Below are 19,449 nucleotides of genomic sequence, written 5' to 3'. Positions count from 1 at the left end.
GCCCGCCACCCCGGTGGCGCGCCGGGTGATCGACGTCGACCAGCTGGCCGCGCAGGTGCGGGCGGGGGAGCGGGCCGGACTGGCCCGCGCCATCACCCTCGTCGAATCCACCCGCGCGGACCATCGGGAGCTGGCGCAGCGGCTGCTGCTGAAGCTGACCCCCGAAGCGGGCAAGGTGGTGTCGAATCGGGTTGGCATCACCGGTGTTCCGGGCGTCGGCAAGTCGACGTTCATCGACGCGCTGGGCATGTACCTGATCGGACAGGGCCATCGTGTGGCCGTGCTGGCGGTGGACCCGTCCTCGACCCGCACCGGTGGATCGATTCTCGGCGACAAGACCCGCATGGCGCGACTGTCGGTGGAGCGTGATGCCTTCATCCGCCCGTCACCGACCGCGGGAACCCTCGGCGGCGTGGCGAAAGCGACGCGCGAGACCATCGTGCTGCTGGAGGCGGCGGGCTACGACGTGATCCTGGTGGAGACGGTCGGTGTCGGCCAGTCCGAGGTCACCGTCGCCGATATGGTCGACGTCTTCTGCTTCCTCACCCTGGCTCGTACCGGTGATCAGTTGCAGGGCATCAAGAAGGGCGTGCTCGAACTCGCCGACCTGGTGGCCGTGAACAAGGCCGACGGCAGGCACGAACTGGAAGCCAAGGCCGCCGCCCGCGAACTCCAGGGTGCGATGCGCCTCATCCACCCCCGCGAATCCCTCTGGCGTCCACCGGTTCTCACCATGTCGGGCCTCAACGGCACCGGCCTCGATACCTTCTGGGACACGGTCCTCACCCACCGCCGTGTCCTGACCGAGGCCGGCGAATTCGCCGAGAAGCGCCGCCGCCAGCAGGTCGACTGGACCTGGACCATGGTCCACGACAACCTGCTCCGCCGCCTCACCGACAACCCGCACGTCAAATCCCTGCGCACCCAGGTGGAAGAGCAGGTCCGCGACGGCTCCCTGACCCCGGCCCTGGCCGCCGAGGAAATCCTCCGGGCCTTCGACGAACGGGACTGACCCCATGACCGTCCGAATCCGCCCCGGCACCGAATCCGACGTGGAAGCGGTCGCCACGCTGCACACCGCCAGCTGGCGCACCGCCTACGCGGGCATCATGCCCGCCGAATACCTCGAAGGCTCGCTGGCAGATGATCACAAGATCCTCTGGCACACACGCTTTTCCGGCGACGTCTCCCCGGGCAGCCTGTTCATCGCCGAATCCGAAGATGAAATGGTCGGATTCATCTACCTCGCGCCACAGCCGGACGGCCGTATCCTGATCGACAACCTGCACGTCCGGCCCAACCTCAAACGCGGCGGAATCGGCGGGACGCTGCTTCGCCACGGATTCGACTGGGCCGCCACCGAATACCCGGGCCGCCCCGTATACCTGGAAGTGCTACAGGCCAACACACCCGCAATCGCCTTCTATGAGCGCCATGGTGGACGGCCCAGCCGACCCCGAATCGCCCGCTTCCCCCAGGGATTCGAACTTCCCGAGCTGGAAATTGCCTGGTCACAGGCGTGATGTCGATGCCGCGCCCAGGCTGACGCATTGCAGGCGTGTCTACAACAAGTTCAGATCAGACGCCGAGAGCTGCTGCGAATAGTGGCCAGGAATCGTGAACGTCATCCTGCCAATAGGGCCAGGCGTGAGTTCCGTTGCGGTAGGCCACCTGTGCGGGAATTCCTAATGATCCCAATTGTCCGACAAGGGAATCCGTGCAGCTTCGTACCACCGACTCCATGGCCCCGCCGACCGCGATGCGATCCGCCAACCGGGCGGCATCCCCGGCGATGGACGGGTCGCCCAGACCTTCGTGCACTCCCGGCGCGCCGTTTCCGGCCGAAAGGTAGAGGGCCACGCCACGCAGGCGATCCGCGTTCAGCACCGGATCATGGGCATTCCAGGCCGGATTGTCGTCGCCGCCCCACATATTGGCGGCATTCCCGCCGAACAACCCCAACTCGGACCGTACGTAACTGCGAGCGACCGGGTCGCTGGTGCGCGGGCAGCCGCTATAGGAGCCGACCGCTTGGTACATGCCGGGTGCGTCGATCGCGAGATCCAGTGCCGAGGTCGCCGACATCGATGCGCCCGCTACCGCGTTTCGTCCGGTCATCTGGAATCGGGGCTCGAGCAGTGACGGCAATTCGTGAATCAGGAAGGTGGACCATTTGTTCCGGCCCAAGGGGGGGTCGTCGGAAACCCAGTCGGTGTAGAAGCTGGCCCGGCCGCCGATCGGGGTGATGACGTTCACCGGCTTGTCGGCGAAGAACTGGGCCACGTCGGTGCGGCCGGTCCAGGGCCCGCCGGATTCGCCGCCGTCGACCGCATTGAGGAGGTACAGGGCGGGGGCGGCGAAGTCGGGGTGGGAAACCCACACGGGGATGGTCTTGTTCATGGCCGCGGAGTAAACGGTGACCTCGTATTGGCGGCCGCCGAGGGGCCGCACGTCCAGGATGGCGGATGGTCCACCCTCCGCGGAGGCGGTCGCGGGCACCAGGGCGGCGGTTGGCACAAGGGCAGCAAATGTGGCGATCAGGGCAACGAGGGAGCGTGATAGCCGATGCATTACTGGAGTATCTCGCCGTCGGGGTGCTTTTTCGGTTATCACCGCGCGTGTTCGTCGGCGGAATGTGCCCGCAGTGCGGTGATCTCACCCGCCTCCGCTTCGGACACCCGCATCCTCTCGGCTATCGATCGGCGGAGGTTGCGGGGCAGGTCGGGCGCGAGCTGGGTGAAGTAGGCGTAGAGCCAGTCGGCCTCGGCGGCCAGGAACGGGAAGTCGGTGCTCATCATCGACCGCAGGACCAGCATGGGCAGCGGCGAATCCAGGGGAGGGAAGTCGCTGTCCCACAGACCCGGAACCGTGCAGCCGGGATAGAACTGGCCGAGCATCAGGCCCTGGGACACCACCTCGGGATTGCGCTCCCGGTGCACGGCGTCGACCACGTCGTAGCGGGTGAGGCCGGGAAACACGGTGACCAATGTCGATCCGCGCGCCTCCGCCGGAAATTCCTGCCGCAACCCGCGATACAGCTCGAAGGCGTCATCGACGATCAGATTCATTCGCTCGGCGGAAATGTCGTCCCCGTCGGCCAGCCCGGCCCAGATCAGCTGCCTTGTCACCCCGTGCCGAACGAAGGGACAGACCGGTCCGGGTCGTCCGAGGTCCGGGTGCGGGCGCATGAGGTGATCGCGCACCCACCGCGTGAGAACTCCGGCCGCATCGCCTTGCGACTCCCATTGCCGCTCATCCTGGTAGACGTTGAACCATCGCACACCCGTGCGCGATCCAGCCCTCATTCGCTGCCCTCACGGTCGAGGTGCGCGGCGAGGATCGGGCCGATGACCGCGACGACATCGGCATTGGTGAGCTGGGCGTGGGTGGCGGCGACCGGGTGCTCGACGAGTGCGCCGGTGACGTAGGGCCGCCACAGTCCGGCGTCGAGGGACTCGGTCATGCCGCGGGTGGCCGAGAAGTAGAGCAGGTCCCCGTCGAAGACCGCGGGGCGGTATCGGGCGGAGAGCAGCACGCCGTCGACGTAACCGCGATGCAGCCTGGTCAGCTGCTCGGCGGTCAGGCCGGTGCCGAACGAGGCTGCCGCCGTGGCCAATTCGGCGGCGGCCTGGTCGGCGGTCACCTCCGGGAGCTGGTCGGCGTCCTCGGGTTCGTCGCCGAGCAGGTGGGTCAGCAGATCACGCATGCGCGGGCTGGGCGGTGGGGGCATGTCGTCGGGGAACACGATGCTGTCCAGCATGGCCAGCGTCGTGACCTGCGCGCCGCGGGCGCGTAGCCGCACCGCGATCGCGTGCGCGATCTGCCCGCCGAGCGACCAGCCCAGCAGGTGATAGGGCCCCTCGGGCTGCACCGTCAGCATCTCCTCGACGTAGCCGGCCGCGAGTTCGTCGATGCTGCGGGCGGCCTGCGGATCACCGGCGGGAGTGAGGGCCTGCAAGCCGAAGACCGGCCGGTCCCGCACATACCGTGCGAGCCCCGCGTAACACCAGGCCAGCGGAAACGCCGAATGCACGCAGAACAGGGGAGTGCGAGAACCGTTGCGCCGCAGGGTGAGCACCGCACCCAGGGCGTCATCGGTGGCGGTGTGGCCATCGTGGTCGGACAGTCGCTGCGCGAGTTCGGCGACGGTGGGCGCGGTGTAGAGCCAGCGGACCGTCACCGGCACGCCGGTCGCCGCCGAGAGTTCGGCCGAAACCGCGACGCCCAGTAGCGAATTACCGCCCAGCTCGAAGAAGTCGTCGTCCAGTCCGACCTGCTCGGTCTCGGTGGCTGCGGCGAATTGCTCGGCGACCAGACGCTGCCACTCGCCCTCGGGAGCTCGGTACGGGCGGTGCACGGCGGGCGGCGGCGGGAGGGCGGCACGGTCGACCTTGCCGTGCGCGGTGATGGGGAGACGCTCCAGCTCGACCAGCTGCGCGGGCACCAGTGCGGCGGGCAGCAGCGTGCGCAATCGCCGGACCAGCGCGGTGGTGTCGAGCCGAACATCCGGTGCGGCAACGACATAGCCGATGAGGCGCACCCCGGTCGGTGCGTCCTCGGCGGTGACGACGGCCTGCGCGATCTCCGGGAGTGTCAGCAGTGCCGCCGCGATCTCGCCCGCTTCCACCCGCCGCCCGCGCACGGCCAGCTGATCGTCGGCCCGACCCAGGAATTCCAGGGACCCTTCGACCTCGGCGCTCACGAGATCGCCGGTGCGGTAGATCCTCTCGCCGGACCCGAACGGATCGGCGATGAATCGTTCGGCGGTGGGTCCGGGCCGATGCAGATAGCCCTGGGCCACGCCGGGGCCACCCAGATACAGCTCGCCGGGGCCACCGGGCGGCACCGGGTGCAACCGGGCGTCCAGCACGAGGGCCCGCACACCGGGCAGGGGCGGGCCGATCGTGACCGGGCGGCCGGGGGCCAAGGCATCCGATTGTGTTGCCATGACGGTGGTTTCGGTCGGGCCGTAACCGTTGCACAGCCGCAGCGTCGGCGACCAGCGGCGAACCAAGTCGGACGGGCAGGTCTCCCCGCCGACCACCGCGACCCGCAAGGTCGGGACCTCGGTGGGGGACAGCGTCGCCAAGACAGCCGGTGTGGTGAGGAAATGGGTGATCCGGGTGGCATTCAGCAGTTTCGCCAGGTCCGGACCGGCGACGACGCCGGGCGGTTCGACCACCAGTCGCGCTCCGGCCGCGAAGGCGGCCAGCAGCTCCAGCAGATGCGCGTCGAACGAAGGCGCGTGCGCGTGCAGGACACGCGAATCCGCGTCCACCCCATAGTGTTCGACAATGTAATCGGTGAGCGAGCCGAGCCCGCGATGGGTCACCACGACGCCCTTCGCTGTCCCGGTGGTCCCGGAGGTGTAGATCAGGTACGCCGGATGCTCGGCCCGCAACCGGCCCGTTCGATCGCCGTCGACGATCGGTGCCGCGGACCGCTGCGCGACCGGAGCGCCCAGGCGCGGGTCGTCGAGCTCCAGCCAGATCGGCCCGTCAGGCAGATCGGCGTGCACCGATGACACGGTGATCCCCACCCGCGCACCGGAATCCGCCGCGACCGTCTGCAACCGCCGCGCCGGATCGGTCGGATCCACCGGCACGAACGCGGCCCCGGACTTGGCGACCGCCCACACCGCCAGCACCGATTCGGCCGAGCGTGGCACCGCCACCAGGACGAAATCGCCGGGCCCGACACCGGATTCGATCAGCACGCGCGCCCACCGCGAGGACAGCTCGTCGAGTTCCCGATAGGTCAGGGCGCGGGCTCCGTCCTGGAGGGCCACCGCCCCGGGATCACCGGACGCGCGAACGAGACCGGTACGCAACAGGTCAGGCAGGAGTCGGTAGGTCCCGGCGCTCGACTCGGCGGGCCGGGCCGGTGGCAACTCGATGCCGGGCACCTGCCGCTGCGGTTCGGTCAGGAACCGTTCCAGGTATTCCAGGAACCGCCCGTGGTGCCAGGCCAGCGTCTCTCGGCTGTACAACTCCGGATTCGCCTGCATATCAATGGTGATCGTGCGCTCGTCGGGCCCGAGCTGATAGCCGTTGACCAGCAGATCCTCCACCGGCCCCAGCGACAGCAGCCGCACCTCGGCGCTCAGCGGCCCCACCCGCGGCTGCTCGACGAACTGCAGCATGTTCACCACCGGGCCGAAACTGCCCCGCACCGTGAGGTTTTCGCCGCTGTCACGCAGCATGTCCTCGTAGCGGTAGCGCTGGTGCCGCAGCGCCCCGACCACCTTGGCCCGGACCCGCTCGATCACCTCGGCGCCGGTGGCGGCGCGAATCCCGGACAGCCGCAACGGCACCACATTCGACACCGTTCCGGCCGAACGCCGCAGCGCCGCGGTCGGCCGTGCGGGCACCGGCAGCGACAGCACGATCTCCTCGGCCCCGGTCATCCCGGCCAGATAGCAGGCGAATGCCGCGATGGTGACCTCGGGAAACGCGATTCCGGGGTCCTGCCGCAACTCTCGCAGCCGGGCCGCGACGGCCTCGGGCACCTCCGCCGCCACCCGATGCGGCCGCGGCGCGGGTGCGGCGGGTGGTCCGGCCAGCCGGGCGGGTTCGCCCATTCCCGCGAGTTCGAGCGACCAGTACTCGCGATCGCCGCGGGCCCGGGTGGAGGTCAGGTACGCGCGCTCGTCGTCGAGCATGTCCGCGACGGTCAGGAAGACCGGATCGACATGGGCGGAGGTGTTCGAATCCAGTGTGGCGCTGTACAGCTCGGTGGTGCGTCGCAGTAACGCCGCCGCCCCGAGCCCGTCCAGAACGATGTGGTGGCTGCGCAGGTACAGCAGATGCCATTGCGGTCCGAGCCGGTAGACCGTTGCGACGGTCAGCGGATCCTCGAGGAGGTCCAGCGGTGTGGCGTGGTCGCGGTCCATCAATTCCACCGCTGCCGCAAGTGGATCGGCCCGATCGGTCAGGTCCACGAACGGCGCGGGCCGGAACGCGTCCGGATCCCGATACTGCCGGGGATACCCCTCGGCCAACCGGAAGCGCAGCAGCGGCGATTCGAGCTCCCGGGCCGCCCGCGCCCCGCGCTCCTGCAGCAGCTCTCGCTCGAGCGAACCGGTGATCTCCAGATACATGGCAACGGTGTTCGGCACAGCCGGGAACAGCTGCTGTGCCACCCACCATCGCAATTGGGCCGTTGACAATGGCAGGTCAGTGCAGACCGCCGTACCGCCGTCGTCGGCCCGCGTCACCGCGCCTCCTCGCCTCCCGAACCGCCTGCCAGGAATCGTCCGCAGGCAAACCTACGGCATCACCCTCCGGCACGGCCCGTAAGCAGGGCCGATCGGCATGGCAGGAGGTATCGGAACGAATACGGGCGACCCGGGGGCGTTTCAGATCATGGCGCGCAGCGGGCCCTCCGGCTCCACGCCCATGATGGTCAATGCCGTTGAGTGGTACAGCGATCCGGGGGTGTGGATGGCGTGCTGCAATCCCACGTGGGCATCGCGCCAGAACCGCTGCATGACATTCTGCCGCCGCACCGCGTTGCCGCCCGAGCGGGCGAAGATCTCGTCCACCGCCGATACCGCCCGCCAGGCGCAGCGAACCTGATTGCGGCGCACCAGGGAACGGTCGGCGAAGGTGATCTCCTTGCCCGCCTCGGACAGGTCGTAGAGGCGGCTCACGCCGTCCAGCAGCTGGGTGCGCGAGGCGGCGATATCGGCGGCCGCCTCGGAAATGGCCGACAGCACGTACGGGTCGTCCTTGATCCGGGTGCCCATGGCGGTGACCCGGTCGCGCTGGTAGTCCAGGTGCGCGGCGAGCGCGCCCTCGGCGATGCCGACCACGGCGGCGGTGATGCCCAGCGGGAACATTGCCCAGAACGGCAGCTTGTAGACGGTCTCGGTGCGGCCCGCGCGTTCGGCGGCGATCTCGCCCTCGGCGACGGCCTCGAATTCGATGGTCCGATAGGCCGGGATGAACGCGCCGTCGACGATGATGTCCTTGCGGCCGGTGCCCTGTAGCCCGATCACGTCCCACGAGTCGTCCACGATCGTGTAGTCCTTGCGCGGCAGCACCACGTGCAGCACCTTCGGCGGCATGATCGGATTGCCCTCGGCGTCACCGGTCAGCGCGCCCAGGAAGATCCAATCGCAGTGGTCGGTGCCCGAGGAGAACTGCCACCGCCCGCGCAGCGTGTACCCGCCGTCGACCGGGGTCGCGACGCCCTGGGCCGCGTACGGCGAGGCGATCCAGGTGTCGGGATTCTCGCCCCATACCTCGTTCTGCAACCGCCGATCCATGAGCGCCATCTCCCACGGGTGCACCCCGCCGACCCCGCACACCCACCCGGTCGACCCGCAGTGCTGGGCCACGGCCATGACCGCCTCGGCGAAGTCCCGCGGATGCGCGGCGTAGCCGCCGAAATCGGTGGGTTGCAGCAGCCGCATCACCCCGGCCTGGCGGATCAGCTTCACGCTCTCGTCGGACAGTTTCCCCAGCCGCTCGGTCTCGTCAGCGGTCGCCGCCAGCTGTCCCGACAATTCCTGAACCCGGCTCACTACCTCGTGCGTCATTGGCAACTCCCACTGCGTCGATGTGGCCCCTATTGGAACGGGTTCTAGTCGAACGTATCGCCGATTCGGCTGTCCGCGAGGGAAATTCCCAATCATCGGTACCGGGGCTTGCCGTCGCCGAAACCCCGGTGTGACGGAGCAGACTCGGCGATAGATTGTGCACAATCTAATTGTTGGCTACCGTGTTGTACGTGACAGATGAGCAGGCGCTGGAGAACCAGCTGTGCTTCGCGCTCTACGCGGCCTCGCGGGCGATGACGGGCATGTACCGGCCTAAACTCGACGCGCTCGGCGTCACCTATCCGCAGTACCTGGTCCTGCTCGCGCGCTGGCAGCGCGACGGGCGCACCGTAGGCGATCTGTGCGCGGCGCTGGAGCTGGACTCCGGCACGCTCTCACCGCTGCTCAAGCGGCTCGAGTCCGCGGGCTTCGTGGCTCGCCGCCGCTCGGCCGCCGACGAGCGGCGCGTGGAGATCACCCTGACCGACCGCGGACGCGAATTGCGCTCCGCCGCATGCCACATCCCGGGACAGTCGGCCGAGATCACCGGCATGTCCCTGACCGAACTGTCCGAACTCCGGGAGACGCTGCACCGCCTCACCGCGGCGCTGACCCACCACACTCGATCGAAGGAGAACCCCGCATGAGCGTGCTCTATACCGCCGAAGCCCTCGCGACCGGCGAAGGCCGCAACGGGCATGTCCGCACCGACGACGGCAAGGTCGAATTCGACCTGTCGATTCCGAAGGAGATGGGCGGCAACGGGATCGGCACCAACCCCGAGCAGCTCTTCGCCGCCGGATACGCGGCCTGCTTCCACTCCGCGCTGCAACTGGTCGCGCGCAGCGTGAAGGCGAATGTGGCCGATTCGGCCGTGGGCGCGAAGGTCGGCATCGGCCCCAATGAGACCGGCGGCTTCGGCCTGACCGTCACCCTCGAGGTGTCGCTGCCGCACGTGTCCCCGGACGAGGCGCGGGCGCTGGCGGACAAAGCGCACCAGGTGTGCCCGTACTCCAATGCCACCCGCGGAAACATCGATGTCGACGTGATCGTGGTCGAGGACTGAGAGGAATGAACATGCGTGCGGTAGTCATCGAAGCGTTCGGCGAGCCCCGCGATGTGCTGACGGCCGGTGAGCGGCCGGTGCCCGAGCCCGGTCCGGGTGAGGTGCGGGTCGCGACCACACTGGCCCCGATCCACAACCACGATCTGGCGATCATTCGCGGCGTCTACGGATACCGGCCGGAACTGCCCGCGGTCCCTGGCACCGAGGCCGTCGGCCGCATCGATGCCCTCGGAGAGGGCGTCACCGGGCTGGAAGTCGGTCAGCGCGTGACCGTTTCGGGTGTGCAGGGCGCGTGGGCGGAGTACTTCGTGGCCAAGGCGGCCGGGGTGGTGCCGGTGCCGGACTCGGTATCCGACGCCACCGCGAGCCAGTTGCTGGCCATGCCGCTGAGCGCGCTCATGCTGCTCGAGGATCTGAATGTCGAAGCGGGCCAGTGGATCACGATCAATGCCGCCAATGGCGCGGTCGGACGGCTGCTGAACCTGCTGGCCCGGGCCCGCGGGGTGAAGGTGCTGAACCTGGTGCGCAGCGAGGCGGCGGCGAAGTCGTTGCGGGAGCTGGGTTTCGAGCCGGTGCTCGACACCGAGTCCGGCGATTGGCAGCAGCGGGCGGCCGAGGTCACCGGCGGCGAACCCATTGTGCGGGCCGTCGACCAGGTCAGCGGCAAGGCGGCCGACGACCTGCTGGCGGTGCTGGGACCGCGCGGTGAGCTGATCACCTTCGGCGCGCTCTCGGGTCAGCCGCTGGTGCTCAATCCGGGGCCGATCATCTTCAAACAGGCCGTGGTGAAGGGCTTCTGGGGCTCCAAGCGGGCCGAGGAGATCGGCGGCGAGGAACGCCGCCGCCTCATCACCGAGCTGGTCACCCTGGCCGCGCAGGGCGTGCTGGACCTCGCGGTCGAGACCGCCTACCCGCTCGAGCAGGCGGCCGAGGCCGCAGCGGCCAGCGAGCGCCCGGGCCGCAATGCCAAGATCGCGCTCAGCGCGCCGGCGCTATCCGGCGAGTAGGACCGCGGCCAGCGTGATCGCGCCCGGCAACGCCTGGGCGAACAGGATCCGGCGGCTGGCGGTGGCCGCGCCGTAGAGCCCGGCCACCACCACGCAGGCCGCGAAGAAGATCTTCGCGGCCTGCCCGACCGGATCCGACGCGATCAGCGCCCAGACCAGGCCCGCGGCCAGAAAGCCGTTGTAGAGGCCCTGATTCGCGGCCAGCACCTTGGTCGCCTCGGCGAACTCGGCCGTGGAGCCGAAGCTCGCGCGCACGCGCGGCGTGGTCCACAGGAACATCTCCATCACCATGATGTAGACGTGCAACGCGGCGAGCAGCCCGACGAGGATCTCCGCGACCAACCGCATGACGAATCCGCCTTCCCTGGGGTCCGAGCCGCCGGCGAACACCGCGGCGTTTCATCGTGACAGACCCCGGCGCGTCGCGACCGCGATCCCGGATTCGGCGCTTCCGTGTCGCGGCCGAGGCCGTTGCCCGGTCCCTTCCGGTGAGTGCCGATGGGCCTCCGGGAACGAGGATCTCCGGCCCTGGCCGGAGCCGAGCCGAACGCGTGACATGAGTGTCATGACCATGACTACGCACACACCGCACCCGCCTACGGCCGATTCGGTGCTCGAGATCTCGGTGGGCCACCACGTTTCGGGCGCCGGCGCCGAATACGCCCGCACGAAGATCGGCCAGGCGTTGGATCATGCCCCGGAACCGATACTCTCCGCGCGCGTGCGCCTGACCGGGCATCGCGACCCGGCCGTGGTGAAACCGATCGTGGCGCAGGCGAATATCAATATGGCGGGCCGCCCGGTCCGGGCCCAGGTCTCGGCCGCGAGCACCCGCGAGGCCATCGATCTGCTGGCGGCGCGGCTGCGGACCCGGCTGGAGCGGCTGTCGCGGCACTGGGAGGCGCTGCGCGGCGGCGGCCGCAGCGAGTCGCGCGCACACGAATGGCATCACGGTTCGGCGCCGCGTGAGCGGGTGCCGTACTTCCCGCGCCCGGTCGAACAGCGTGAGGTGTTGCGCCACAAGTCCTATGCGCTGGCCGGGGCGAACTGCGACGAAGCGGCCTTCGACATGGAGGTGATGGACTACGGGTTCCAGCTGTTCACCGAGTCCGGCAGCGGCATCGACAACGTGCTCTACCGTACCGGCAACGGCGAATTCCGGTTGGCGCAGATCGATCCGCACCCGGACGCGGTCACCCACGGCGCGCTGGCCGTCACGGTGAGCCCGCTCGGCGCGCCCGTCCTCGACGTGGACGAGGCGATCAGCCGTCTCGAGCTGACCCGCTGGCCGTTCGTCTTCTTCCGCGAGAGCGAACAGGGTGGTGGCCGGGTGCTCTACCACCGCTACGACGGCCACTACGGCCTGGTGACCCCGGCGGCCTGAATCGGCTCGGCGGCAGGGTCTCAGGACCCTGCCGCCCGCCCGATTCGGGAGACAAGGGGACTTCGGACCCCGACCCGGGGACCGCGGTCCCGTCGGGTGCGGACCCGAGGCTCTGGAATCGATCTCCGGCGCGGAGTGAAATCTACTGTGTCGGAATCAGTTCGCTCAGCTCATCGGAAGGCGGCCGGCATGCGGGCCTATGACGATTACATACGCTGGATGTACCGCACCGGACGGCCGAACCTGTTCGCGCGCTTGCAGAATCGGCTCGGCGCGGCCATGTTCGCCGTCGGCCTCTAGCCCCGGCGCGCCGCCGCCCTCGGGGTGCGCGGCCGGCGCACCGGCCGCACCATCTGGTTTCCGGTGGTGCTCACCGAATTCGAGGACCGCCGCTACCTGGTGTCGATGCTCGGGCCGCACACCAACTGGGTGCGCAATCTGAAGGCCGCCCAGGGACAGGCCGTGCTGCGGCACGGGCGTCGCGAGCAGGTGCGTCTGACCGAGGTCGCGACCGAGCAGCGCGCACCCATCCTGTGGCAGTACCTGCGTGTCGCGCCCGGCGCGCGGCCGCATTTCCCGGTGGGACTCGACGCGGCTCCGGCCGACTACGAGCGAATCGCGGCCGATTACCCGGTATTCCGGATCGAGCCCGACCCGATGTCGAACAAGTCGGCCGCATTGTCGTGACAGACCCGGCGCAGCCAGTCGTCGCCGAGATCCAGGCGTTCCAGGGCGTGCAGGGCATGACCGTACGGGTACGGGATGTTGGGGAAGTCGCTGCCGAACAGGATGCGGTCGCCGAGATCACGGACACGGGGGAGTTCGGCGGCCGGGAAGTCACCGGCGTCGAAGAAGTCGGTGAAGTTCATCGTGGTGTCGAGACGCGCGTCGTCGAAGGACTCGGCGATGTCGAGGAATTCGCTGTATTCGGGTGCGCCCATGTGAGCGATGATCAGGCGTAGTCGCGGGAATCTGTGCAGCAATGTCCGAATGGGTTCGGGGCCGGTGAATTCCCCGGCGGCGGGACCGGATCCGCAGTGGATGACGACCGGCACGCCTGCGTCCTGCACCATGCCCCACACCTCGGCCAGCCGTGGATCGGCCGGGTGATAGCCGCCGACCTGGATGTGCAGCTTGAAGATCCGGGTACCGCCCTCGATCGCGGCGCGCACGTAGGCGGGCGCGGTCGGCTCGGGATAGAAGGTCGAGGTGTGCAGGCAGTCGGGGGTGCGGGCGGCGAAATCGGCGGACCAGGCATTGAGCCAGGCGGCCATGTCGGGCTGGTGCGGGTAGACCATCGAGGTGAACGCGCGAACACCGAAGCCGCGCAGGGTCTTCAGCCGCACCTGCTCCTCGTCGCGGTAGGCGATCGGCCACTCCCGATTGCCGATCAGCGGCCCGGCCGCGTCGAAGTAGCCCCACACCTTGCGCAGCACCTGCTCGGGCATGAAATGCGTATGGACATCGATGATCCCGGGCAGACCGAGGCGATCACGGAAAGCGGTCACGTAGTCGATATCGTGCGCACCGCTCACCGCTCGGCATCCCCTTCCGCGAACACCGTTCGCGCGTAATCCCCGACCCGGCCGATCAACCGCTCGAAGAACTGTTCGGGGTCGGTGGCGACCACGATGTCGGCATTGGGTTCGCGCCCCCACATGCCCGCCCAGTCGGCGACCGTGGTGGCGCGGGTGAGGGTGCCGGTCAGCTCTACGTCGACCGTTGCCGGTTTGGTGACGGCCAGGCTCGGATCCAGCGCCACCGCGGCCGCGAACGGGTCGTGCATGTGCGCGAGATAGCCCTGGTCGTAGAGCTTGTGGAAGTCGAAGTAGAACCGCACCGCATCGGTCAGGAACCGCACCAGCGGATTGCTCGCCGCCGAGCGCGCGTGTGGCGGATCGTTCTCGGTGACCAGCTCCACCGGCGTGCTCTCGGCCCGTTCGGCCAGTAACGCCAGGTGTTTGGGCTTCATCTCGATGGTCTCGGTGATGTCGAGCGCGCACACGATGGGCCGCCGGTCCGCGGGGGCGGCGGAGAAGGCGTCGAAGACCTCCTTGGCCGCCTCGGGATCCACGTGCACGTTCCACTCGTTGGTGGGGGTGGTATTGCCCGGATGGTTGAACGCGCCGCCCATGATGACCAGCCGCCGGAGCAGTTGCGGCAGTTGCGGTTCCATCCGCAGCGCCAGCGCGAGATTGGTGAGCGGGCCGGTGCACAGGCCGACGATCTCGCCGGGGTGCGCGCGGGCCAGGTCCACCCACAGTTGTGCCGCCGACCGGTCGGACAGGGTCCGGGCGGTCGGCGGCAATTCGGCGTAGCCCACGCCCTGGGGTCCGTGGGTGTCCTCGGTGGTGCGCAGCGGCACCGCCAGCGGGGTCAGCGCGCCCTGGGCCACCTCGAGGTCCGGGGCCCGCACCAGGTCCAGCAGCGCGAGATTGTTGGAGGCCACCTGCGGCGCGGGCACATTGCCCGCGCTGGAGGCGATTCCGACGATCTCGGCCTCGGGGGAGGCGAGCAGGTAGAGCAGGCCGAGGGAGTCATCGATGCCGGTGTCGTTGTCCATCAGGATCTTCTGCCGCACGGGTTCGAGGGTAACCGGCACGGTGCTGGCACCGACTCCAGAGGGTGCCAGCGGCATCGGCGGCACACCCGGTCTCAGTAGTTCGGCAGGACGTAGTCGGCCGTGCCGGGCGCGAAGAGCTTCTTGGTGAGCGGGAGCATCACCTTGGAAGTCATGACCCGCCAGTTCACCCGCGCCATGGCGGTGCCCAGCTTGGAGGTCGGCAGCATCATCTTGATGCCGCCGCCGGGCAGCTCCTTGGCCTTGTCCAGGAACGGCGTGACCAGCTCCTGATAACGGGCCTGGGCGCGCCCGAGATCGCCCGGGCTGGCGGCGATTTCGCCGGCCAGCACGTACGCGCCGACGATGGCCATGGCGGTGCCCATGCCGGTCAGCGGGGAACCGCAGTACCCGGCGTCCCCGAGCAGGGTGACGCGGCCCGCGGACAGGTCCGGCACGTCGACGCGGGCGAGCTGATCGAAGTAGAAGTCGGGCGTGGTGGTCATGGCCGCGAGGATGGTCGAGGCCTTCCAGCCCGCGCCGGTGAGCGTTTCGCGAATCCGGGCCTGCTGGGCGGCCGGGTCGCGGCGCAGCGCCGGGTCGTAGTCCTGGCGCAGCGTGATGATGGCCTTGGCGGTGGCCGGGTCTCGATCGGGGCGAATCGCGAAGGAGGCGCTGGGAATCGAGCATCCGGTCAGCCAGCCCTGCTCGGCGTCGGCGGGGGTGGACATGGTGAAGAAGGCCATGTAGCCGCCCAGGTGCGAGGTGAACTGTTCCTCGGGACCGAAGACCATGCGCCGGGTGGCCGAGTGCACGCCGTCGGCGGCGATGACCAGTTCGAAGCGCTCGGTGCTGCCGGAGGCGAAGGTGACCTCGGCGCCCGTGGCGTCCTGGTCGATGTGCTCGACCCAGTCGCCGTAGCGATAGTCCAGCGGCCCGCCGACCTCGGCGATCTGATCCAGCAGCACCTGGTTGAGGTCACCGCGGGAGATCTCGATCTCGGCCGCGGGGCCCTCGCCGTCGAACATGGCGACATCGATGCGGGCGTAGGTTTTGCCGCTCTCGGTGACATAGGCCCAGCCGTGCTCGTGCACCTGCAGCTTGCGGATGCCGGGCATGAGGCCCATGCGCTCGGCGACCTCACGGCTGGCGGTGCGCAGATCGACCGCCTGACCGCCCGGCCGGGGAGCGGTGGCCCGCTCGACGACGGTGGTGGAGATGCCGGCCCGAAGCAGCTGCAGGGCAACGGTATTGCCGGCGATGCCGCCGCCGACGACGAGGATGCGGGGGGTGGTGGTCATGGGAACTCCCGGTTGAGGCGTGTACGTCCGTCTAAGACATATGTCTAACAGACTTTGACACGACTGTCTAGAACAAATGTCTAATACACAGGTAGGGTGGGGTTATGGGAAATCGAGAAGACCTGCTGGAGGGTGCTCGCCGGGCCGTGCTGGCCCGCGGTCTCGCCAAGGTGACCGCCCGTGACATCGCCTCGGCCGCCGGGGTGAGCCTGGCCGCAATCGGCTACCACTTCGGCTCGAAGGACAAATTGGTCACCGAGGCCATCACCATCGGGGTCGGCTCGGAGATCGGTGACGGTATGGAGGCGGCCATCCGGGACGCGGGGGAGGGCCGGACCCTGTGGGAGTCGCTGGCCGATACGTGGAACGGATTCGTCGAAGTGGTGCACCGCAATCGGGACGGAATACTGCTCAGCACCGAGAACGGTATACAGATCGCCCGCGATCCCGAGCAACAGGTTTTCATGGCCCAGGCCAGCGCGATCGCGCACCGCGATATCGCCGCGACCGTCCGGCAGTCCCATCCGGAGCTGAGCGAGGACGAGGCGGCCGCGGTCGGGCAGCTGCTGTTCCTGCTGTTCCAGGGGCTCGCGGTGCAGAAGCTGATCGCGCCCACCGCCGAACTGCTGGACGGCGATGCGCTGCGGACGGCAGTGGCGACCCTGCGCGGTAAGTGAACCCCCTGCGCGGCAACCGAACTCAGCCCGGCGGCACGTGGCGCAGCCGGGTCATGGCGATGACGGCCAGCAGCAGCGCGGCCCCGGCGGCAATGGCAGCGGTGAGATGCATTCCCGCGAGAAAGGCGTGCTTGGCCGCCTCCGCCACCGCCCCGCCCACCTTGCCGGGCAGGGTCTTGGCGACTTGCATTGCCGCACCGAGCGTGTCGCGCGCGGCGTGAGCGTCGCCGTCCTCCAGTCCGCAGGGCAGATGGCTGTCGAGCTGGCTGCGGTAGATGGCGATGCTGATGCTGCCCAGAATGGAAATGCCGAGCGCGCCCCCGAATTCGGCGCCGGTCTCCGCGAGCCCCGAGGCCGCCCCGGCCTGCTCCGGCGGCGCGGTGCCGACGATGAGCTCGGTGGTGATGCCGAAAACCGGTGCCAGACCGAAGGACACCAGCAGCGAGGCGGCGATGGTGAGTTCCACGCCCCCGGTGGCGGTGATCCGGGTCAGCAGCAGCAGCCCGGCCGCCGCCATGGCCATGCCCACGCCGATCATGTACGCGGGCCGCATCACCTTCATGATCCGCGGCCCCAGCTGCGAGCCGACCATGAAGCCCAATCCGGCCGGGATGGTGGCGATCCCGGCCCGCAGCGGCGACATGCCCAGCACCAGTTGGAAATACTGGCCGACGAACAGCGCGTACCCGAACGCCACGAAGATGGCGACCATATTGATGGTCAGCGCGGTGCGGAAGCTGCCCAGCCGGAACAGCCGCAGATCCAGCATCGGCTCGGGCGTATCGAGCTGGCGTTTCACGAAGACCGCGCCGATGCCGAGACCCGCCGTCAAGGCCGAGAGCGCGGCCGGCCCGGGTCCGTCCTGGGCCGCCTTCTTCATGCCGAAGACCACCAGCAGCACCGCGGTCGTGCACAGCGCCGCGCTGACCAGGTCCAGTCGCCCGGCGTCGGGATCGCGGAACTCCGGCAGCACCCGCGGGGCCAGCACGATCAGCAGCACCATGACCGGCACGGCCAGCAGGAACACCGAACCCCACCAGAAGTGCTCGAGCATGATCCCGCCCGCCAGCGGCCCGATCGAACCGCCCACCGAATAGGACCCCACCCAGACCCCGACCGCGACCGAACGCTGGCCCGGATCGCGAAACATGGTGAATATCAACGAGAGTGTGGAGGGTGCGAGGGTTGCTCCGGCAACGCCCAGCAGGGCGCGGCAGCCGATCAGGACCGGGGCCGAGGGAGCGAAGGCGGCGATCACCGAGATCGCGGCGAAGGCGGCGGCCCCGACCATCAATAGTCGTCTGCGGCCGATCCGATCGCCGATGGTGCCCATGGTGAGCAACAACCCGGCCACCAGAAACCCGTAGACGTCGATGATCCAGAGCAATTGGGAGCTGGTGGGGCGCAGCACCTCGCTGATCTGCGGCACCGCCAGATGTAGCACGGTGAGGTCCATCGAATACACCAGGCAGGCGAGCGCCAGCACAGCCAATCCGGCCCATTCCCTGCGCCCTACCGCGGTACCGGCATCGTCGGCGGCGGTGAGCAAGGGAGCAGGTGTGTCCACGATGACGTCCTCCATCCGCATGTCGACATAGGAGCCGACAATATTGGTGTCGTTTTCAGGGTCTCATTTATTAACGCAACGCGGGGGACAAGCGCGGCGTGTCGAAAGGTCTTAATTACATGGCGAATTGGCCTTTTTCGCGGATGTGCTTACGGGTGTACGTGCATCGGGTTGTATACATTCGAGCGCGCTACGAACCGTCTGGTCGGACTTCCCACTCGGCGGTGCCCGAACCGTAATCCGGAGCGGGCCAAGGATGATCCGAATACTCGGCCAGCGCGGGCGCGGCGGTCGTCACGGCACCGTGAGTCACGGCATATCCGGCCGCGGGAGCCGGTGCCGGGGGGTGATCCGGGGTCCGTCCCGGAGCCCTGAGCAGCCAGGATCCCGTGCGGGCCAGGGCGACCCGGACATCGCGCCCCTGGCTGTCGGCCCTGGCGTCCCGCAGTGCGTCCAATGCACCCGCCGCGAGCAGATACCCGCTCGCGTGATCGAGGGCCTGTACCGGGAGCGCGCCGACCGGCAGTTGATCGTGCGAATTTTGTTGTGTGCCTTCGATGAGCGAAATTCCCGAAGCTGCCTGTACGATGCTGTCGAAACCTCGCCGATCGCCCCACGGCCCGGATTCACCCCAGGCCGAAACTCGCCCGTGCACAATTCCCGGCCGAATTTCACCCGGCCGTACTCCGAGGCGTTCCAAGCTGCCCGGTCGGTAACCCGAGATGATTATGTCTGCATTGCTGATCAATTCGCGTAAAACAGGAAGATCGGTACGCAAATCGACTACAGTGGAGCGCTTCCCCTGACAGGTGTCCAGGAACTGCCAGCCGATTTCGGGTAGCCGTGGCGGGTCGACGCGCAGCACATCGGCCCCGAGCAGGGCCAATGCCCGCGTTGCCACCGGCCCCGCGATCACCCGGGTCAGATCGAGTACGCGCACCCCGCGCAGCGGAAGCGGCCGGGTTGCGGCACCGGGTGATCGGACCTCACCCCGATCGCCGCGCGGCTCGATGGCGACCAGCGGGCCGGATGCCGCCGCTTTGCCCTGTGGACTGTCGGCCCATTCTCCCTCGGTGCGCACCCGGACCGCGATGGCGCCGTGTTCGGCGGCGCGCTGTTCGATATCCGCCGCGCCGAGAGTGGCCGCGCGGCGGGCGAATTCGTCGCGGGCGGTTTCGGCGGAGAGATCCAATGCTGCGAGGAGCCGCGCGCGGTGGTGCGAATAGTTCGCGTGCGTGCGCACCCATGCGTCCGCAGTCCTGAAGAAGCCGGACAGCTCTGCGAAGACGTCGGGCCGTTGCCCATCCAGGCGGAACAGGCGTTCGCTGGCGAAGGCGGCCGCCAC

Annotated in this window: 18 protein-coding genes; 8 read left to right on the top strand and 10 right to left on the bottom strand. The window is 68.7% G+C overall.

All coding sequences use genetic code 11. The features are described from left to right. The first annotated feature begins 13 nt into the window (after nucleotides 1-13). Nucleotides 14-1,012, top strand: a complete 999-nt coding sequence (gene meaB / locus NS2_RS16025; RefSeq protein ID WP_036547805.1) for a methylmalonyl Co-A mutase-associated GTPase MeaB — start codon at nucleotides 14-16, stop codon at nucleotides 1,010-1,012. A gap of 4 nt (nucleotides 1,013-1,016) precedes the next feature. Then, complete coding sequence (locus tag NS2_RS16020) at nucleotides 1,017-1,523, top strand: GNAT family N-acetyltransferase (protein WP_033089514.1); 507 nt, start codon at nucleotides 1,017-1,019, stop codon at nucleotides 1,521-1,523. A gap of 55 nt (nucleotides 1,524-1,578) precedes the next feature. Here the strand turns inward: NS2_RS16020 and NS2_RS16015 are convergent, their stop codons facing one another. The 4 genes from NS2_RS16015 to NS2_RS16000 all read right to left on the bottom strand — a co-directional run bounded on the left by NS2_RS16015 (nucleotide 1,579) and on the right by NS2_RS16000 (nucleotide 8,542). Then, the gene (locus NS2_RS16015) at nucleotides 1,579-2,517 is read right to left on the bottom strand and encodes an alpha/beta hydrolase (RefSeq protein WP_228102811.1); all 939 of its coding nucleotides are present in this window, start codon (nucleotides 2,515-2,517) and stop codon (nucleotides 1,579-1,581) included. Nucleotides 2,518-2,609: 92 nt separating this feature from the next. After that, on the bottom strand, nucleotides 2,610-3,281 hold the full coding sequence (locus NS2_RS16010; protein WP_186817597.1) for a DUF6875 domain-containing protein: 672 nt from the start codon (nucleotides 3,279-3,281) through the stop codon (nucleotides 2,610-2,612). A 20-nt stretch (nucleotides 3,282-3,301) separates the two neighbouring features. Then, a complete protein-coding gene (locus NS2_RS16005; RefSeq protein WP_045437812.1) occupies nucleotides 3,302-7,216 on the bottom strand; it encodes a non-ribosomal peptide synthetase in 3,915 nt (1,304 codons plus the stop codon). Nucleotides 7,217-7,357: 141 nt separating this feature from the next. Beyond that, a complete protein-coding gene (locus NS2_RS16000) occupies nucleotides 7,358-8,542 on the bottom strand; it encodes an acyl-CoA dehydrogenase family protein (RefSeq protein ID WP_033089517.1) in 1,185 nt (394 codons plus the stop codon). A gap of 191 nt (nucleotides 8,543-8,733) precedes the next feature. Here NS2_RS16000 and NS2_RS15995 point away from each other — a divergent pair, with 191 nt between their 5' ends. Genes NS2_RS15995 through NS2_RS15985 form a run of 3 tightly spaced genes read left to right on the top strand, consistent with a single transcriptional unit; the run spans nucleotide 8,734 to nucleotide 10,615 of the window. Then, complete coding sequence (locus NS2_RS15995; RefSeq protein WP_147207198.1) at nucleotides 8,734-9,189, top strand: MarR family winged helix-turn-helix transcriptional regulator; 456 nt, start codon at nucleotides 8,734-8,736, stop codon at nucleotides 9,187-9,189. Further along, the gene (locus tag NS2_RS15990) at nucleotides 9,186-9,608 is read left to right on the top strand and encodes an organic hydroperoxide resistance protein (RefSeq protein WP_033089518.1); all 423 of its coding nucleotides are present in this window, start codon (nucleotides 9,186-9,188) and stop codon (nucleotides 9,606-9,608) included. Before NS2_RS15995 ends, NS2_RS15990 begins: the two co-directional genes overlap by 4 nt. Nucleotides 9,609-9,619: 11 nt before the next feature. Continuing rightward, nucleotides 9,620-10,615, top strand: coding sequence for a zinc-binding dehydrogenase (locus tag NS2_RS15985; RefSeq protein ID WP_033089533.1), 996 nt, complete (start codon nucleotides 9,620-9,622; stop codon nucleotides 10,613-10,615). Here NS2_RS15985 and NS2_RS15980 read toward each other — a convergent pair. Next, a complete protein-coding gene (locus NS2_RS15980; protein ID WP_033089519.1) occupies nucleotides 10,601-10,963 on the bottom strand; it encodes a DUF1304 domain-containing protein in 363 nt (120 codons plus the stop codon). The genes NS2_RS15985 and NS2_RS15980 overlap by 15 nt on opposite strands. Before the next feature lie 223 nt (nucleotides 10,964-11,186). Between NS2_RS15980 and NS2_RS15975 the strand changes: the two genes are divergently transcribed. Both NS2_RS15975 and NS2_RS15970 read left to right on the top strand, forming a co-directional pair. Beyond that, nucleotides 11,187-11,999: a ribosome hibernation promotion factor gene (locus NS2_RS15975; RefSeq protein WP_033089534.1), complete on the top strand. Its 813-nt coding sequence runs from the start codon at nucleotides 11,187-11,189 to the stop codon at nucleotides 11,997-11,999. A gap of 324 nt (nucleotides 12,000-12,323) precedes the next feature. Continuing rightward, the gene (locus NS2_RS15970; RefSeq protein WP_197707802.1) at nucleotides 12,324-12,686 is read left to right on the top strand and encodes a nitroreductase/quinone reductase family protein; all 363 of its coding nucleotides are present in this window, start codon (nucleotides 12,324-12,326) and stop codon (nucleotides 12,684-12,686) included. On the opposite strand, the gene NS2_RS15965 is transcribed toward NS2_RS15970, so the two are convergent. The 3 genes from NS2_RS15965 to NS2_RS15955 all read right to left on the bottom strand — a co-directional run bounded on the left by NS2_RS15965 (nucleotide 12,626) and on the right by NS2_RS15955 (nucleotide 15,860). Continuing rightward, nucleotides 12,626-13,534: an amidohydrolase family protein gene (locus NS2_RS15965; protein ID WP_033089520.1), complete on the bottom strand. Its 909-nt coding sequence runs from the start codon at nucleotides 13,532-13,534 to the stop codon at nucleotides 12,626-12,628. The genes NS2_RS15970 and NS2_RS15965 overlap by 61 nt on opposite strands. After that, nucleotides 13,531-14,562 carry a nucleoside hydrolase gene (locus NS2_RS15960; RefSeq protein WP_033089535.1) on the bottom strand — a complete coding sequence of 344 codons (1,032 nt, stop codon included), beginning with the start codon at nucleotides 14,560-14,562 and terminating at the stop codon, nucleotides 13,531-13,533. Before NS2_RS15960 ends, NS2_RS15965 begins: the two co-directional genes overlap by 4 nt. Nucleotides 14,563-14,654: 92 nt before the next feature. Further along, nucleotides 14,655-15,860 (bottom strand): FAD-dependent monooxygenase, encoded by a 1,206-nt coding sequence (locus NS2_RS15955; RefSeq protein ID WP_033089521.1) that lies wholly within the window; start codon nucleotides 15,858-15,860, stop codon nucleotides 14,655-14,657. Nucleotides 15,861-15,964: 104 nt separating this feature from the next. On the opposite strand from NS2_RS15955, the gene NS2_RS15950 reads away from it, so the two are divergent. Then, the gene (locus tag NS2_RS15950; RefSeq protein ID WP_033089522.1) at nucleotides 15,965-16,537 is read left to right on the top strand and encodes a TetR/AcrR family transcriptional regulator; all 573 of its coding nucleotides are present in this window, start codon (nucleotides 15,965-15,967) and stop codon (nucleotides 16,535-16,537) included. A gap of 22 nt (nucleotides 16,538-16,559) precedes the next feature. On the opposite strand, the gene NS2_RS15945 is transcribed toward NS2_RS15950, so the two are convergent. Together NS2_RS15945 and NS2_RS15940 are read right to left on the bottom strand one after the other, a co-directional pair. Beyond that, on the bottom strand, nucleotides 16,560-18,104 hold the full coding sequence (locus tag NS2_RS15945) for an MFS transporter (RefSeq protein ID WP_235263976.1): 1,545 nt from the start codon (nucleotides 18,102-18,104) through the stop codon (nucleotides 16,560-16,562). A gap of 190 nt (nucleotides 18,105-18,294) precedes the next feature. Continuing rightward, nucleotides 18,295-19,449, bottom strand: a complete 1,155-nt coding sequence (locus tag NS2_RS15940; RefSeq protein ID WP_306455133.1) for a CoA transferase — start codon at nucleotides 19,447-19,449, stop codon at nucleotides 18,295-18,297.

The sequence above is a fragment of the Nocardia seriolae NBRC 15557 genome (genome assembly GCF_007990715.1).
Taxonomy (GTDB): domain Bacteria; phylum Actinomycetota; class Actinomycetes; order Mycobacteriales; family Mycobacteriaceae; genus Nocardia; species Nocardia seriolae.
This window is presented reverse-complemented; position numbering and strand designations above follow the sequence as displayed.

Excerpts from the sequence above, each read along its gene's own strand:
- NS2_RS16000 (WP_033089517.1), bottom strand. The coding sequence starts at position 8,542 with ATGACGCACGAGGTAGTGAGCCGGGTTCAGGAATTGTCGGGACAGCTG.
- NS2_RS16020 (WP_033089514.1), top strand. The coding sequence starts at position 1,017 with ATGACCGTCCGAATCCGCCCCGGCACCGAATCCGACGTGGAAGCGGTC.
- NS2_RS15960 (WP_033089535.1), bottom strand. The coding sequence starts at position 14,562 with ATGGACAACGACACCGGCATCGATGACTCCCTCGGCCTGCTCTACCTG.
- NS2_RS15985 (WP_033089533.1), top strand. The coding sequence starts at position 9,620 with ATGCGTGCGGTAGTCATCGAAGCGTTCGGCGAGCCCCGCGATGTGCTG.
- NS2_RS15950 (WP_033089522.1), top strand. The coding sequence starts at position 15,965 with ATGGGAAATCGAGAAGACCTGCTGGAGGGTGCTCGCCGGGCCGTGCTG.
- NS2_RS15975 (WP_033089534.1), top strand. The coding sequence starts at position 11,187 with ATGACTACGCACACACCGCACCCGCCTACGGCCGATTCGGTGCTCGAG.
- NS2_RS15980 (WP_033089519.1), bottom strand. The coding sequence starts at position 10,963 with ATGCGGTTGGTCGCGGAGATCCTCGTCGGGCTGCTCGCCGCGTTGCAC.
- NS2_RS15955 (WP_033089521.1), bottom strand. The coding sequence starts at position 15,860 with ATGACCACCACCCCCCGCATCCTCGTCGTCGGCGGCGGCATCGCCGGC.
- NS2_RS15990 (WP_033089518.1), top strand. The coding sequence starts at position 9,186 with ATGAGCGTGCTCTATACCGCCGAAGCCCTCGCGACCGGCGAAGGCCGC.